Origin of the sequence: Micromonospora sp. NPDC023633 (assembly GCF_040640035.1) — a bacterium.
GTDB lineage: Bacteria > Actinomycetota > Actinomycetes > Mycobacteriales > Micromonosporaceae > Micromonospora.
This window is the reverse complement of sequence record NZ_JBFABB010000085.1, coordinates 17,969-31,120: the sequence shown is the minus strand read 5'-3', so window position 1 is coordinate 31,120 and position 13,152 is coordinate 17,969. Positions and strand designations below refer to the sequence as shown.

Sequence of the window (13,152 nt, the reverse complement as noted above, 5' to 3'; positions counted from 1 at the left end):
GGCGCCACCGTCGCCGCCCCCGACCGGCCGAGTTCCGGACCGGGCGGCGGCGGAACCGGGACGGTCATCCCGGGCGCCGTCGGCGGCGGGCACCCGGGCGGCGGCGGAACCGGCGGCACGGTCGTCGGCACTCCCGGCGGCGTCGCGGCCGGCACCTCCCTCGCCGGCGCCACGCTGCTGACCGGCACGACCGCCACGACGGGTCCCGCCGGATTGGGCGGCACCTCGACGGCCTCGGCCGGCACGGGCCTCCAGTTCGGCCCGCAGGGCGGCCCGACGGGTGGCGTGTTCGGCACCGGAGCCCTCGCCGCGAGCGGCAACGCGCCGACCTCGACGGTCCGGACCGCGGGCGGCACTCCGGTGGCGGACAACCGGTCCGCGACCGGGATGGGCCGGCGCTTCGACAACGCCCGGGACGGGGCACGACAGGGCACCGCCGGTGACCGCGCGGCCAGCGGGACGGGACGTGCCGGCGGCGCACGCGGCGCGGCCGGCGGGGCGAACCGCCCCGGCGTCCTGGGCGGCGGCCACGGAGTGCACGACGACGACACCGCCGACGGCCGGCTGACCTGGCTGACGGAGGACGACATGGTCTGGGGGGACGGCGCGGCTGCCGCTCCACCCGTGCTCGGCACCGACGCCTGACGCACACCCGCACGACGACGGCCCACCCGGCGGGCGTACCACCGGGTGGGCCGTCGCACGTCCGGCGTCGTTCCCGACGGACGCGCTCGCACCCGCTGTGATCCACTTCGGACATCGTGGCGGCGGTCACCCGATCCCGGGCCGTCGCCGCGCTGCACGACCCGGGCGCGGGCGATAGGTTGGACGGGTGCCGTCCGTAGCGTCCGTCGACCCGTTCTGGTCGGTCACGCTGCGCTCGCTGCGCGAGCTGACCCGACTGGCGGTCGCCGCGCTGGTGCTCGCCGTGGGCCTCGGCGGCGCGACCGCCGCCCCGGCCCCGATGCCGTCCGCCGCCGGTCCGGCCGCCGTCACCGCCTCCCTTCCGGCCGTCGCGAGCGCCCGGGTCGCGCAGCCGCTGCCGCGCCGGGAGCCCGTGGCCGAGCAGGTCAGCGGCTCCGCCGCCCCGCCGGCGGCCCGACGGGCCGACACCTCCGCCGTTCCGGTCGCCCGTCCGGACGGCCCCGCCCGCGATCCCGGCCGGGGCGTCCCCGCCCGACGCGGTCCGCCCGCTGCCTGACCGTCGGCCACCGGTCTCGCACCCCAGGGCGCCGGCGCGACGGGCCGCCGTCGCGCGACGCGGTTCCGTCCGCCCCGGCCCCGTGCTCCGGTCGCCACGTCACCGGCGTCCACCCGTCGGCCCGCCGCCGGAGCGGCCACCGCCGCGGTACGCCCCGCACGCGCGCCCACGATGCCCACCCGCCCGTACGCCGGGCACAGACCCTGTCGATTTCCCTCGATCGACCGCGAGGTGCTGACCATGCAAAATGTGTTCTCCTCCGTCCTGTTGGACGTGCCCCGGGCCGCCGTGATCTGGCTGAGCCTGCTCGGCGTCGTCGCCGTCGCCGTGGCCGGCCTGCTGCTGCGGCCCGGCCGCCTCCGGTTCGACGCCGGTTCCCGGATCCGGCGCGCGGCGATGCCGAGCGAGCTGGAACGGGTCGAGGAGGCGCGCGAACGGTCCCGGTACGCCGGGGAGGTCTCGGTCGCCGCGGAACGGGCCGCCGCCACCGCCGCCCGGTTGCGGGCCGAGTGGCTGGCCGCGCAGGAGGAGGTGGAGGCGGCCTGGCAGGCGTACGAGGCCGCCGAGGCGGACGTCCACCGGCTGGCGGTCGCCGAGGCGATGCCCCTTCCGCGTACCGTCCGGACGCCCGCCGAGTACGCCGAGCGCGAGCGCTTCCTGCACCGGGCCGCCCTCGACGCGTACTGGCGGAAGGAGCTGTCGGTCGAGCAGCTCAGCGACGTCTTCGCGCACCGCAACGGCTGGGACCCCCGACTGCACCCGGTCGAGCAGGAACTGGTGCTGCGTCGGGCGGTACGGGACAACCTGCTCGCCCGGCAGCGGGCGGCCCGGGAGCGGGAGCAGGCCGCGTGGCGGGCCGCCGAGACCGCCGCCGAGGCGGCGCGCAGCCTGCGGGACGAGGCGTTCGCCGCGGTCAACCGCCGCCCCGAGGAGTCGCAGTCGCTGCTGCCGCTGATCGAGGGCGCCGCGGCGGCGGAGCAGACCCGGGAGTTCCCGACGGTGACTGGCCGCGAGGTGCCGGCGGTGGCCCGGGGCCGGGCGGCGGTTGCCGCGTACTGACCGGCGGGGCCGGGCGAAACCGGTCCCGCTGGGCTAGCGTGACGGTGTGTCCAGGGAGGCGTGGGTCGTCGTCGGCGTCGTGGCGGTCGCCACGTTGGTCGGCGCGGTGGTGCTGGCCGTCCGCGTGATCCGCACCCGCCGGCTGCTCGGCACGCTCGGGGTGAACGGCAAGGTCGCCTTCTACGGCGCGCTGCTCTACACCGTCCTGCCGATCGACCTGCTTCCCGACCCCATCTACCTGGACGACATGGCGGTGCTGACGGGCGCGCTGCTCTACCTCGGCCGGCTGGTCCGGCAGCGCCGCGCCGCGAGCGCACCGCTGCCCGGCGCACCGGCCGCGCCGGCCGACCCCGACCGGGCCCACCGCCGCGTGCCGTGATCGGCGCCGCACCGCGAGACAGGGGACGGACATGCCCGGCGACCATCGGTTGACGGCCCACGACGAGCGGGTCGTGGCGTTCTGCCGGGAACGGCACCTTGGCCACGTTGACCACCCTGCGCGCGGACGGCACCCCGCACGTCGTACCGGTGGGGGTCACCTTCGACGCGTCGACCGGCCTGGCCCGGGTGATCACCGGCGGGGCGTCCCGCAAGGCGCGGCACGTCGCCGCCGCCGGCCCCGGGGGCGCCCCCGTGGCCGTGTGCCACGTCGACGGGCGACGCTGGCTGACCATCGAGGGACGGGCCGTCGTGCGCTCCGACCGGCCGGCCGTCGCCGAGGCCGAGCGGCGGTACGCCGAGCGCTACCGGACGCCCCGCCCGAATCCGGACCGGGTGGTCATCGAGATCGCGGTTACCCGCCTGCTGGGCAGCCTGTGACCGGCTGACCGGTTCGTCCCGTGGCACGCCCCCCGGGCACCGTCGACCGGTCCGTCCCGCCGCACCCCCGGCGGTGGGCCGGCGGGCCGGCCCGGCACGGACGGCACCGCGGGCGGCGTGTGACGTGGGGCATCCGTACGCCGGAATCCTGCCGGCCGTGGCCCGGTTGAACCTCGACGTGCGGCCGGTACGCCCCGGCTCAGGGCCCGGAATGCCCGTCGGAGCAGGGCCGTTGCATCGCTGAACACGCCCGTGGGCCGACCGCTCCGGGCCTGTCGAGTCCCGAGCCGAGCGCCTTTCCCCGGTGCTGCGCGCCCCCGGTCCCCCGGAGGCGCCGACCCCCGATTGGAGCCCGACCATGAATTCGATCGTCCAGAAGAGTGGCCTTACCGTCGCCGGCCTGCTGGTGGCCGGCGGATGCCTCGCGGGTCCGGCGGTGGCCGCCCAGGCGGCGCCGCCGGCGACCACCCCGGTCGGTTCGCTGCACACCGACAAGGACGGCCGCGCCGACAAGAACGGCCGCGCCGAGCGCACGGTGGGCATCCAGTACCAGGCGCAGCCCAACTTCTACTACTGCGGCCCGGCCGCGACCCGGATCGCCCTGTCGGCGCTGGGCAAGGCGCTCTCCCAGGACGAGGTCGCCAAGAAGCTGGGCACCACCGAGGCCGGCACCGATTCGGCCCTGGACACCACCCGGGTGCTCAACGAGCTGACCGGGCGCGGGTACCGGACCACCGAGATCCCGGATTCGGTGGCCAAGCCGGAGCAGGTCGACCGGCTGCGGTCCGACGTCGTCGCGGCCCTGGACGAGGGCCGGCCGGTGGTGGCGAACGTCAAGGGCACCGCGGTCGACACCGTCGGCAACCCGCACTCGTACGAGGGTGGGCACTACCTGACCCTGGTGGGCTACCGGGACGGCGGCGACCTGATCCGGATCGCCGACCCGGCCGCCCCCGAGGGCGAGTACTGGATGACCCTGGAGAAGGTCGCCAACTGGATCGCCGAGCGCGGTTACTCGTCCTGATCCGACTCGACGAGGGCCGGCCCCCACGCGGGGGCCGGCCCTCGCGCGTCCTCTCCGACCCGAGGTGGGGCGGCGACCGGCGCGACGGTGAGCCGCGTCGATCGGCGGCGCGGTGGGTTCGGTCGCCGGTTCTCGGGTACCAGGCCCACAGCCGACCGTTCCGCAACCGGTAAGGGGCAGACATGACCAACCCACAAGACACCGCCGGGCAGGACGTGGTGGACGTCCTGACCGCCGACCACCGTGAGGTCGAGTCACTCTTCGTGCAGTTGGAGAGCCGGCAGGGCACCCCCGAGCACCGCCGACAGCTGGCCGACGTGGTGATCGCCGAGCTGGTCCGCCACGCCGTCGCCGAGGAGATGCACGTCTATCCGACCGCCCGCAAGGCGTTGCCCGACGGCAACCAGATCGCCGAGCACGAGATCTCCGAGCACGCCGACGCCGAGCGGACCATGAAGGAGCTGGAGTCGCTCGACCCGTCCGACCCGCGCTTCGACGAGCTGCTGGCGCACCTGACCAGCACGATCCGGCACCACGTCAAGGACGAGGAATCGGACCTCTTCCCCCGCCTGCGCGCCGCGGTCGCCCACGAGGAGATGGTCGAGCTGGCCGGAAAGGTGGAGGCGACCAAGAAGACCGCCCCGACCCGACCGCACCCGGCCGCGCCTGACCGACCGCCGGCGAACCGGCTGCTCAACCCCGGTGCCGGCCTGGTGGACCGGATGCGGGACGCGCTGAGCGGACGCGCCACGTCGATGGCGGAGCTGGGCGAGAAGCAGCGCTGACCCGCCCCTACCCACGGTGGCCACGCCCGGCCCGGGGCGTGGCCACCGGCGTACCCACCGGCCGGCGCGCGGCCCTTGCCGCCTCGGGCGGCCCTCGCCGGCCCGCGCGGCGCCTGCCGAGGGGTCTCCGGTTGCCGGGCCGGCTCAGGGCTCCGGCGCGATCCGGCGCAGGCCGTCCGCCTCGGAGACGATGACCGCCTCCATCGGGCAGGAGTCCGCGGCGTCCATGAGCGCGTCGTCCGGCGCCACCCGCTCGGCGAGCGGCCGGGCCAACCCGCCCACCAGCACGAAGTGCTCCGGCGCGGTGCCCGCGCAGATCCCGGACCCGATGCACCGGGTCGGATCCACGTGCACCCGCCACTGCTCGTCCATCCCACTCATCCCTTCACCAACTCACCGGCATGGCGACGAGCCCCCGGACCAGCAGGCCGCTCTTCCAGGTCAGCTCGGATTCCGGCACGGCCAACCGCAGGTCGGGCGTGCGGGCGATCAGCGTCTCCAGGACGACCTGGAGCTCCATCCGGGCGAGCTGCGCGCCGACGCAGTGGTGCACCCCGTGCCCGAAACCCAGGTGGGGGTTCACCTGCCGGGTCAGGTCGAGTCGTTCCGCCTCGGCAAAGACCGCCTCGTCCCGGTTGGCCGAGGGGATCGAGACCACCACCGGCTCGCCGGCCCGCACCAGCACGCCGCCGAGCTCGACGTCCTCGGTGGCGTAGCGGGCGAAGGCCGAGGACGCGCCGAGCGGCACGAACCGCATCAGCTCCTCGACGGCCGCCGGCACCAGGTGCGGCCGCGCCCGCAGCCGGGCCCACTCGTCGGGGTGGGTGAGCAGGGCGTACACGAAGTTGGGGATCTGGGTCACGGTCGTCTCGTGCCCGGCCGCGAGCAGCCCGGCGGCCAGCCGCACGACCTCGTCCTCCGCGAGCCGGTCGTCGGCGTCCCGGGCCCGGACCATCGCGCCGAGCAGGTCGTCGGTGGGTTGCTCGCGCCGCCGCGCGATCAGCTCGCCCATGTACGCGAACAGGTTGTCGATGTACTCCTGGGCCTGTTCCGGGCTCAGCGAGGTGGTCGACACGATCGCCTCGGACCAGGTGTGGAAACGGTCCTGGTCGGTCACCGGGACTCCGAGCAGGTCGCAGATGACCCGGATCGGCAGCGGGGTCGCCAGGTGCGCCACCAGGTCGGCCGGCGGGCCGGCGGCGAGCATGCCGTCGACCAACTCGTGGGCCACCTCCCTGGTCCGGGGTCGCAGCTGCTCCACCCGCCGGGCGGTGAACGCCTTCGCCACCAGCCGACGCAGCCGGGTGTGCTCCGGCGGATCCATCGACAGGATCCCGCCCTCCTGCTGCCGCGGCGTGTTGCGGGGCTCGTCCCGGCCCACCGAGGCGGCCCGGCTGAACCGCGGGTCGCCGAGCACGGTCCGGACGTCGGCGTGGCGGGTGGCGAGCCAGGCCGGCTCGCCGTAGGGCATCCGGATCCGGGTGAGCGGTTCGTCCCGGCGCAGCCGGGCGTAGCGCGGGTCGAGGTTGAGCCGGTCGGGGTCGCTGAACGGATAGCGCTGGGGGCCGGTCGTCTCGGGGGCCTCGGTCACCGGATGACTTCCTCTCGTCACGGTGCCCCAAGGGGTGGGCACCGGTCCGGTCGGGGACGACTCCACGTTGAGCCATGTTCCGACTGCGGATAGTAGCGAGAGCGGTCGATCCTTGGCTAGCGATACGCGTCGATCCGTCAGGAAGCGAACGTCCCGGGCCACCGACCGCGCGGCGACCCGGGACGGCACGACGGGCTCAGCGGACCTGGTCGCCCTCGCCGGTGCGCGTCTGGGCCTGGTCGACGCCCTTGTCGATCTGCTCGTCGTACTTGCCGCCCGTGCGCTGGTCGGCCATGTCGCCGCCCTTCTCCAGGCCCTGGTCGACCTGCTTGTCGTGCTTGTCGGCGAAGTCCTTGGCCTTGTCCATGAAGTCACTCATCGGGGTCCTCCTCGAATCCGGGTCCGATCTCTGCCTTCCCTGAGGTCGGGGGCGCAAACGCGACGGAGAGGCGGCCGGAGGGCGATCGGGAAACGGTCGGTGGCCCTCCGACGCGTCGGCCGCCCATCTAGCGTGAAAGGGGACGCGGGTGTCGGAGGGACGCCGGCCGGGTACCGACTCGCCGGAGATCGAGGAGGGCCGACGTGGTCGCAGACGATGCCGGGCGTACGCCCGAGGGGACGACGGGCCGGGACACGGGCCCACGACAGACCTGGGCCGCGCTTCCCTGGCTGGTCCGCTCGGCGGTGGTGTGGAGCGCCTGCCTGGTGGTGATCGTCGCCGGGCTGTACCTGCTGGGAAAGATCGCCGTGCTGCTCGCGCCGCTGGCCATCGCGCTGGCCGCCACCGTCTTCCTCACCGCGCTGCTCGACCCGGTGCAGCTCGCGCTGCGCCGGCTCCGGCTGCCCGCCGCACTGGCCGCCCTGCTCACCGTGCTGCTGCTGCTCGGCCTGCTGTTCGGCGTCGGCGCGCTGGTGTGGAGCCTCACCGCGGGCCAGTTCAGCGAGTTGAGCCAGGAGCTGGGGCAGGGCCTGCGACGGACCCGCGAGTTCGTGACCTCGACGCTGCCGGTCAGCGACCAACAGCTCGACCGGCTGCTCGACCAGGCCCGCCAGGGGGTCGGGCAGGGCTCCGTCGACCCGGTCTCCGGCGCCAGGACGGCCGCGGAGGTGGTCGGCTCGGCGCTGCTCGCGCTCGTGCTGCTGTTCTTCCTGCTCAAGGACGGTCGGTCCATGTGGCACTGGACGCTGTCCCGGACGACCGGGCCGAACCGGGCGGTGACCGCCGAGGCGGGCAGGGCCGGTTGGCGCACGCTCGGCGCGTACAGCCGGGGCACGATGATGATCGCCGCGATCGACGCGATCGGCATCGGCCTGGCGCTGGTGGTGCTCCGGGTGCCGCTGGCCTTCCCGCTCGCGCTCATCACCTTCTTCGGCGGCTTCATCCCGATCATCGGGGCGACCGTCGCCGGCGCCGTGGCGGTGCTGGTCGCGCTCGCGGCGAAGGGGCCGGTGACCGCGCTGCTCGTCCTGGCCGCCGTGATCGCCGTGCAGCAGATCGAGGGCAACCTGCTGGAGCCGCTGATCATGAAGCGTCAGGTGCGCCTGCACCCGGCGGTGATCCTGGTGGCGGTGACCGCCGGCACCCTGATCGCCGGCATCGCCGGGGCCTTCGTCTCGGTGCCGATCACCGCCGTCGTCTGGCGGGTCGTCGACACCATCCAGCAGCACCGCCAGCACCCGACGACCACGCCCCCACCACCGAACCCCGCCTGAACCCGCCCGCGCTACCAGGTGGAGGGGCCGGGGCGGGAAGGGCGGAGGCGGTCGTCAGTGGGGGGTGGGGAGGTGGGTGGTGAACCAGTCGGCGGCGCAGTGGGCGACCTGTTCCAGGGTGCCGGGCTCCTCGAAGAGGTGGGTCGCCCCCGGGATCACCGTCAGCTCGGCCGTCTCCGGCAGCGCCTCCTGCGCCTGCTCGTTGAGCGTGATCACCTGCTCGTCCAGGCCGCCGACCAGCAGCAGAGTGGGCGCGCGCACCTGACCGAGGGCCGGGCCGGCCAGGTCGGGACGGCCGCCCCGGGAGACCACCGCGCCGACGAGGTCCGGTCGGGTCGCCGCCGCCACCAGGGCGGCGGCGGCCCCGGTGCTGGCCCCGAACAGCCCGATCGGCACCGCGCCGAAGGGCCGCTCCGCCGCCAGCCAGTCCACGACCGCGGCGAGCCGACCGGCGAGCAGGGGGATGTCGAAGCGCAGCTCGGCGGTCCGGGCATCCACCCGGTCCTCGGCGGGCGTCAGCAGGTCGACCAGCACGGTGCCGAGGGCGCTGCGGTTGAGCACGTGCGCCACGGCCGTGTTGCGCGGGCTGTGCCGGGAACTGCCGCTGCCGTGCGCGAAGAGCACCACGCCGGCCGGTTCCGCCGGGACCAGCAGGTCGGCCGGGAGTTCGGCGTCCCCCGCCGGGATCGTCACCGCACTGCTGCGCGCGTCCATCTCGCCTCCGTACGTCCTCGGTCGTCCCCCGCTTCCCGGCCGCATACCCGTCCCCGGCGCCGACAAGCGGCCCCGGCGCACCGGCGTTTGTCGCCGGGGGGCCCGGGTAGGCGGCGGGTGACCGCAGACCGTACCGGCGCAACCGCGCCCCCGACGGATCGCGAGGATCGCCATGGCGCAGCAGCAGCGGGAGACCCGGCAGCAGACCACCGACCGGGACCGGCGGGAACAGGACACCGAACGCGGCCGGGACTGGGCGGACGACGCGGCCCAGGCGCGCACGGCCGACGACCCGCGGGCGATGGCGCCCCGCGACGCGGCGGGCCGCCCGTCGCAGGGCAGGCCGCTCTGACCGGCACCGCCAGCCCCACCGCACGGGGAACGGCTCGAACCGGTCCGGCCCGCGCAGGGCGGGACGAGCCGGGCGGCACCGTCAGCCGCCCCGCGCGGGGACAGGCCGCTCCGGGCCGCACCGCCGGCCGCCCGTCACGGGGTGGTCCTGGCTGAGCGACGCCGCCGGCCCGCCGCGACACAGGCGGGCCGGCGGCAGGTCACGGCTCGTTCTCCGGCAGGCGGAGCAGCGGAGCGCGTCCCGCGGCCTGCTCCGGGGCCGGCCCGGACACCTCCGCCGGGGGGATCGGCATCGTCACCGGCTCCCGGCGGGTGACCTCGACCGACTCGCCGTGGTGACGCAGCTCCAGCACGTCGCCCGGGTCGCCGTGGCGCAGCGCGTACGTGGTCTCGTGCGGCCGGACGTCGACCCGCAGCCGCATCCCGCGCCACTGGAGCGAGAACTCCAGCCGCTCGAGCCGGCTGGACAGCCGGGGCGCGAAGGAGAGGTTGCCGTCGTGGTCGCGCAGCCCGCCGAACCCGGCCACCAGGGCGATCCACGCGCCGGCGAGCGAGGCCATGTGCACGCCGTCGCGGGTGTTCTCGTTGAGGTCGTGCAGGTCCATCAGCGCGGCCTCGCGCAGGTAGAGGTGCGCCAGCTCCGGGTGACCCACCTCGGCCGCCAGCACCGACTGGGTGCACGCCGACAGCGAGGAGTCGCGCACCGTGCGCCGCTCGTAGTAGAGGAAGTTGCGCAGCTTCTGCTCCGGCGTGAACGCGTCGCCCCGCCAGTGCATGGCCAGGACCAGGTCCGCCTGCTTGACGACCTGCTTGCGGTAGAGGTCGAAGTACGGGTAGTGCAGCAGCAGCGGGTACTTCTCCGGCGGCGTGTGCGCGAAGTCCCACTCCTGGAGCCGGGTGAAGCCCTCGACCTGCTCGTGGACGTCGATCTCCTCGTCGTACGGGACGTGCATGGACGCCGCCGCGTCCCGCCAGGCCGCCGCCTCCTCGTCGGTCACGCCGAGGCGGAACGCCTCGTCGCGGTAGCGCATCACCGCGTCGGCCGCGCTGATCAGGTTCCGCTGCGCCATCAGGTTGGTGTAGATGTTGTCGTTCTTCACCGCCGTGTACTCGTCGGGGCCGGTGACCCCGTCGATGTGGAACTGGCCGTGCCGGTCGTGGTGGCCCAGCGACCGCCACAGCCGGGCGGTCTCCACCAGCAGCTCCAGCCCGATCTCCCGTTCCAGCTCGGTGTCCTGGGTGACCTGCACGTAGCGCCGCAGCGCGTCGGCGACGCCGGCCGCGATGTGGAAGGCCGCAGTGCCCGCCGGCCAGTACCCCGACGACTCCGGTCCCTCGATCGTGCGCCAGGGGAACGCCGCGCCCTCCAGGTTGAGCGTCCTGGCCCGCTCGTGCGCGGCGGCCAGGGTGCCGTGCCGCCAGTGCAGCGCGTCCCGCACGGCGGCGGGGTGGGTGTAGGTGAGCACCGGCAGGACGAACATCTCCGTGTCCCAGAACGCGTGCCCGTCGTACCCCGGGCCGGTCAGGCCCTTCGCGGCGATGGGCCGCCGCTCCGCCCGGGAGCCCGCCTGGAGGACGTGGAACATGCCGAACCGGACGGCCTGCTGGATCTCCGGGTCGCCCTCCACCACCACGTCGGCGGCGTCCCAGAACTCGTCGAGGTACTCGCGCTGCTCGCGGCGGAGCCCGTCCCAGCCGTCCAGCCGCGCCCCCGTCAGGGCCGCCTCGACCTGGTCGCGCATCGCCGGCAGGGACCGGCGGCTCGACCAGCCGTAGCCGAGGTACTTGACCACACGCAGCGTCTCGCCGGGCTGGAGCACGCAGCCGATCGTGGTACGCACCCAGTCCTCGTACCCCTCGGACTCGATGGTCTTCCGCGCCGGGGCGTACACCTCGTGCTCCATCGCGGCGGCGACCCGCAGCCCGGAGAGCTTGGTCCGGTGGATCAGCAGCCCGCCGTCGCGGGTGGTGAGTTCCTCCTCGGCCTGCAACGGCGACTCCAGCACAGCCGCGACCCGCGGGTCCCGGCTCTGCGGGGGCAGCGCCTCGTTCGCCACCAGCTCCGACTGGAGGATCAGCCGCAGCGGGACGTCCACCGCCGTCACCTCGTAGTTGATCGCGGCGACGGCGCGCTGGGTGAACGAGACCAGCCGGGTGCTGCGGACCCTGACCTCGCGGCCGGCCGGGGAGCGCCAGTGCAGCTCCCGGTACAGGGTGCCGGCGCGCAGGTCGAGGACCCGTTCGTGGGCGAGGAGTTCGCCGTAGCGGACGTCGAGCGGCTCGTCGTCGACCAGCAGCCGGATCAGCTTGCCGTTGGTCACGTTGACGACCGTCTGGCCGGACTCGGGGAACCCGAAGCCGGCCTCCGCGTACGGCAGCGGGCGCAGCTCGTAGAAGGAGTTGAGGTACGTGCCGGGCAGGCCGTGCGGCTCCCCCTCGTCCAGGTTGCCGCGCAGCCCGACGTGCCCGTTGGAGAGGGCGAAGACCGACTCGGACTGGGCCAGGACGTCCATGTCCAGCCGCGTCTCCCGGACGTGCCACGGCTCGACCGGATAGGCGCGTTCCCGGATCACGCGTGCCGCCCGGAGTCGAGCAGGTCGGCGAGGTCGGTGACCACGACGTCGGCACCGTGGGCGCGCAGCTCGGCGGCCTGGCCGACCCGGTCGACGCCCACCACGTACCCGAATCCGCCGGCCCGCCCGGCGGCGACCCCGGCGAGGGCGTCCTCGAAGACGGCGGCGTTGCGCGGGTCGACCCCGAGCAGCCTCGCGCCGGCCAGGAAGGTGTCCGGGTGCGGCTTGCCGCGCAGCCCCTCGGCGCGGGCGACGAGCCCGTCCACCCGGCCCTCCAGCAACGGTTCCAGCCCGGCGGCGGCGACCACCTCCCGGCCGTTCGCGCTGGCCGTGACGACCGCCCGGCGCAGGCCGGCGGCGACCGCCGCCTCCAGGTAGGCGACGGAGCCGGGGTAGACGTCCACGCCGTGGGTGCGCAGCCGCTCCAGTAGCAGCGCGTTCTTGCTGTTGCCGACGCCGTTGACGGTGGCCGTGTCCGGCGGGTCGTCGGGCGACCCCTCGGGCAGCACGATGCCCCGGGAGGCGAGGAAGGTGCGCACCCCGTCCGCGCGCGGCCGGCCGTCGACGTAGCGGTTGTAGTCCGGCCCCGGGTCGAAGGGGCGGAACTCCTCGCCGGTGGCGGCGGCGCGTCGGCGCAGGAAGCCGTCGAACGTCTCGGTCCAGGCGGCGTTGTGCACCCGGGCGGTCTGCGTCAGCACACCGTCCAGATCGAAGAGACAGGCGGTCACGTGAGCAGGCAGGCCCAACACGGTACGAATCTATCCAGACCTCCGCGCCCGCAAACCGCTTTCGGCCCGCTTGCCGCGCGGCTCAGTTCGGGCGCAGCGTCCAGACCACGGTCAGCTCACCGGTCGGCTTGCCCTCCTCGGTGGCGATCTCCACCCGCACCGGGAACTCCGGCCGGCTGCCGGACTCCAGCTCCGCGACCACATCGGCGACCGGTCGGCCGAGCCGCGCGGTGGCCCGCACCGGACCCATCGCCAGCTTCCGGTACGCGATCTCGGCCCGCACCGCCAGCGGCGTGGCCCGGTCGAGCAGCGGCGCGAACGCGGCCAGCACGACCGCGCCGGAGGCGGTCTCACCGAGGGTGAACATGGCCCCGGCGTGCGGGCCGCCGACGTGGTTGTGGGTGGCCGGCGAGTCGGGCAGCCGGACGGTCACCCGCACCCCGCCCTCCGCCTCGGGGGCCACTTCGACGAATTCGATGCCGAGCGTGCGGGCGAACGGCACGGCCTCCAGGATGCCGGCCGCCACCTGGCGCGAGTCGATGGTCATGGCCCCGACGTTACTAGTCGGTAACTTCGCCGGCAAGGCCGCCCCCG

Annotated in this window: 14 protein-coding genes and 2 pseudogenes; 9 read left to right on the top strand and 7 right to left on the bottom strand. The window is 74.9% G+C overall.

The genetic code is table 11. The annotated features are described in order from the left end of the window. The 7 genes and pseudogenes from AB0G13_RS23840 to AB0G13_RS23810 form a co-directional block, all read left to right on the top strand. Window positions 1–645: pseudogene (locus AB0G13_RS23840) on the top strand (hypothetical protein); the annotation flags it as partial. A gap of 187 nt (window positions 646–832) precedes the next feature. Then, window positions 833–1,201: a hypothetical protein gene (locus AB0G13_RS23835; RefSeq protein WP_357878044.1), complete on the top strand. Its 369-nt coding sequence runs from the start codon at window positions 833–835 to the stop codon at window positions 1,199–1,201. A gap of 240 nt (window positions 1,202–1,441) precedes the next feature. Then, entirely contained in the window at window positions 1,442–2,260 is an 819-nt protein-coding gene (locus tag AB0G13_RS23830; protein WP_357878041.1) for a hypothetical protein, read from the top strand. A 46-nt stretch (window positions 2,261–2,306) separates the two neighbouring features. Continuing rightward, window positions 2,307–2,639, top strand: a complete 333-nt coding sequence (locus AB0G13_RS23825) for a YkvA family protein (RefSeq protein ID WP_357878038.1) — start codon at window positions 2,307–2,309, stop codon at window positions 2,637–2,639. Between the two features lie 31 nt (window positions 2,640–2,670). Further along, a pseudogene (locus tag AB0G13_RS23820) lies at window positions 2,671–3,079 on the top strand (TIGR03618 family F420-dependent PPOX class oxidoreductase). Window positions 3,080–3,437: 358 nt separating this feature from the next. Beyond that, entirely contained in the window at window positions 3,438–4,103 is a 666-nt protein-coding gene (locus AB0G13_RS23815; protein ID WP_357878035.1) for a C39 family peptidase, read from the top strand. Window positions 4,104–4,285: 182 nt separating this feature from the next. Continuing rightward, window positions 4,286–4,888, top strand: a complete 603-nt coding sequence (locus AB0G13_RS23810) for a hemerythrin domain-containing protein (RefSeq protein WP_357878032.1) — start codon at window positions 4,286–4,288, stop codon at window positions 4,886–4,888. A gap of 144 nt (window positions 4,889–5,032) precedes the next feature. Here the strand turns inward: AB0G13_RS23810 and AB0G13_RS23805 are convergent, their stop codons facing one another. The 3 genes from AB0G13_RS23805 to AB0G13_RS23795 all read right to left on the bottom strand — a co-directional run bounded on the left by AB0G13_RS23805 (window position 5,033) and on the right by AB0G13_RS23795 (window position 6,858). Further along, window positions 5,033–5,269 (bottom strand): ferredoxin, encoded by a 237-nt coding sequence (locus AB0G13_RS23805; RefSeq protein WP_357878029.1) that lies wholly within the window; start codon window positions 5,267–5,269, stop codon window positions 5,033–5,035. Between the two features lie 4 nt (window positions 5,270–5,273). Beyond that, window positions 5,274–6,479 carry a cytochrome P450 gene (locus tag AB0G13_RS23800; protein ID WP_357878026.1) on the bottom strand — a complete coding sequence of 402 codons (1,206 nt, stop codon included), beginning with the start codon at window positions 6,477–6,479 and terminating at the stop codon, window positions 5,274–5,276. Window positions 6,480–6,675: 196 nt separating this feature from the next. Next, on the bottom strand, window positions 6,676–6,858 hold the full coding sequence (locus AB0G13_RS23795; RefSeq protein ID WP_357878023.1) for an antitoxin: 183 nt from the start codon (window positions 6,856–6,858) through the stop codon (window positions 6,676–6,678). A gap of 203 nt (window positions 6,859–7,061) precedes the next feature. On the opposite strand from AB0G13_RS23795, the gene AB0G13_RS23790 reads away from it, so the two are divergent. Beyond that, window positions 7,062–8,192: an AI-2E family transporter gene (locus tag AB0G13_RS23790; RefSeq protein ID WP_357878020.1), complete on the top strand. Its 1,131-nt coding sequence runs from the start codon at window positions 7,062–7,064 to the stop codon at window positions 8,190–8,192. A gap of 54 nt (window positions 8,193–8,246) precedes the next feature. On the opposite strand, the gene AB0G13_RS23785 is transcribed toward AB0G13_RS23790, so the two are convergent. Beyond that, a complete protein-coding gene (locus tag AB0G13_RS23785; RefSeq protein WP_357878017.1) occupies window positions 8,247–8,906 on the bottom strand; it encodes a dienelactone hydrolase family protein in 660 nt (219 codons plus the stop codon). 172 nt (window positions 8,907–9,078) lie between these two features. Here AB0G13_RS23785 and AB0G13_RS23780 point away from each other — a divergent pair, with 172 nt between their 5' ends. Continuing rightward, window positions 9,079–9,258, top strand: a complete 180-nt coding sequence (locus AB0G13_RS23780; RefSeq protein WP_357878014.1) for a hypothetical protein — start codon at window positions 9,079–9,081, stop codon at window positions 9,256–9,258. A gap of 199 nt (window positions 9,259–9,457) precedes the next feature. Here AB0G13_RS23780 and AB0G13_RS23775 read toward each other — a convergent pair whose 3' ends face one another. From AB0G13_RS23775 to AB0G13_RS23765, 3 genes are all read right to left on the bottom strand, one after another. Next, window positions 9,458–11,830 (bottom strand): glycosyl hydrolase family 65 protein, encoded by a 2,373-nt coding sequence (locus AB0G13_RS23775; RefSeq protein WP_357878011.1) that lies wholly within the window; start codon window positions 11,828–11,830, stop codon window positions 9,458–9,460. Further along, window positions 11,827–12,579, bottom strand: a complete 753-nt coding sequence (locus tag AB0G13_RS23770; RefSeq protein ID WP_357878007.1) for an HAD-IA family hydrolase — start codon at window positions 12,577–12,579, stop codon at window positions 11,827–11,829. The genes AB0G13_RS23775 and AB0G13_RS23770 overlap by 4 nt, the downstream gene beginning before the upstream one ends. Window positions 12,580–12,640: 61 nt before the next feature. After that, window positions 12,641–13,105, bottom strand: coding sequence for a DUF4442 domain-containing protein (locus AB0G13_RS23765; RefSeq protein ID WP_357878004.1), 465 nt, complete (start codon window positions 13,103–13,105; stop codon window positions 12,641–12,643). Window positions 13,106–13,152 lie beyond the last annotated feature (47 nt).

Excerpts from the sequence above, each read along its gene's own strand:
- AB0G13_RS23810 (WP_357878032.1), top strand. The coding sequence starts at position 4,286 with ATGACCAACCCACAAGACACCGCCGGGCAGGACGTGGTGGACGTCCTG.
- AB0G13_RS23830 (WP_357878041.1), top strand. The coding sequence starts at position 1,442 with ATGCAAAATGTGTTCTCCTCCGTCCTGTTGGACGTGCCCCGGGCCGCC.
- AB0G13_RS23795 (WP_357878023.1), bottom strand. The coding sequence starts at position 6,858 with ATGAGTGACTTCATGGACAAGGCCAAGGACTTCGCCGACAAGCACGAC.
- AB0G13_RS23785 (WP_357878017.1), bottom strand. The coding sequence starts at position 8,906 with ATGGACGCGCGCAGCAGTGCGGTGACGATCCCGGCGGGGGACGCCGAA.
- AB0G13_RS23780 (WP_357878014.1), top strand. The coding sequence starts at position 9,079 with ATGGCGCAGCAGCAGCGGGAGACCCGGCAGCAGACCACCGACCGGGAC.
- AB0G13_RS23805 (WP_357878029.1), bottom strand. The coding sequence starts at position 5,269 with ATGAGTGGGATGGACGAGCAGTGGCGGGTGCACGTGGATCCGACCCGG.
- AB0G13_RS23815 (WP_357878035.1), top strand. The coding sequence starts at position 3,438 with ATGAATTCGATCGTCCAGAAGAGTGGCCTTACCGTCGCCGGCCTGCTG.
- AB0G13_RS23765 (WP_357878004.1), bottom strand. The coding sequence starts at position 13,105 with ATGACCATCGACTCGCGCCAGGTGGCGGCCGGCATCCTGGAGGCCGTG.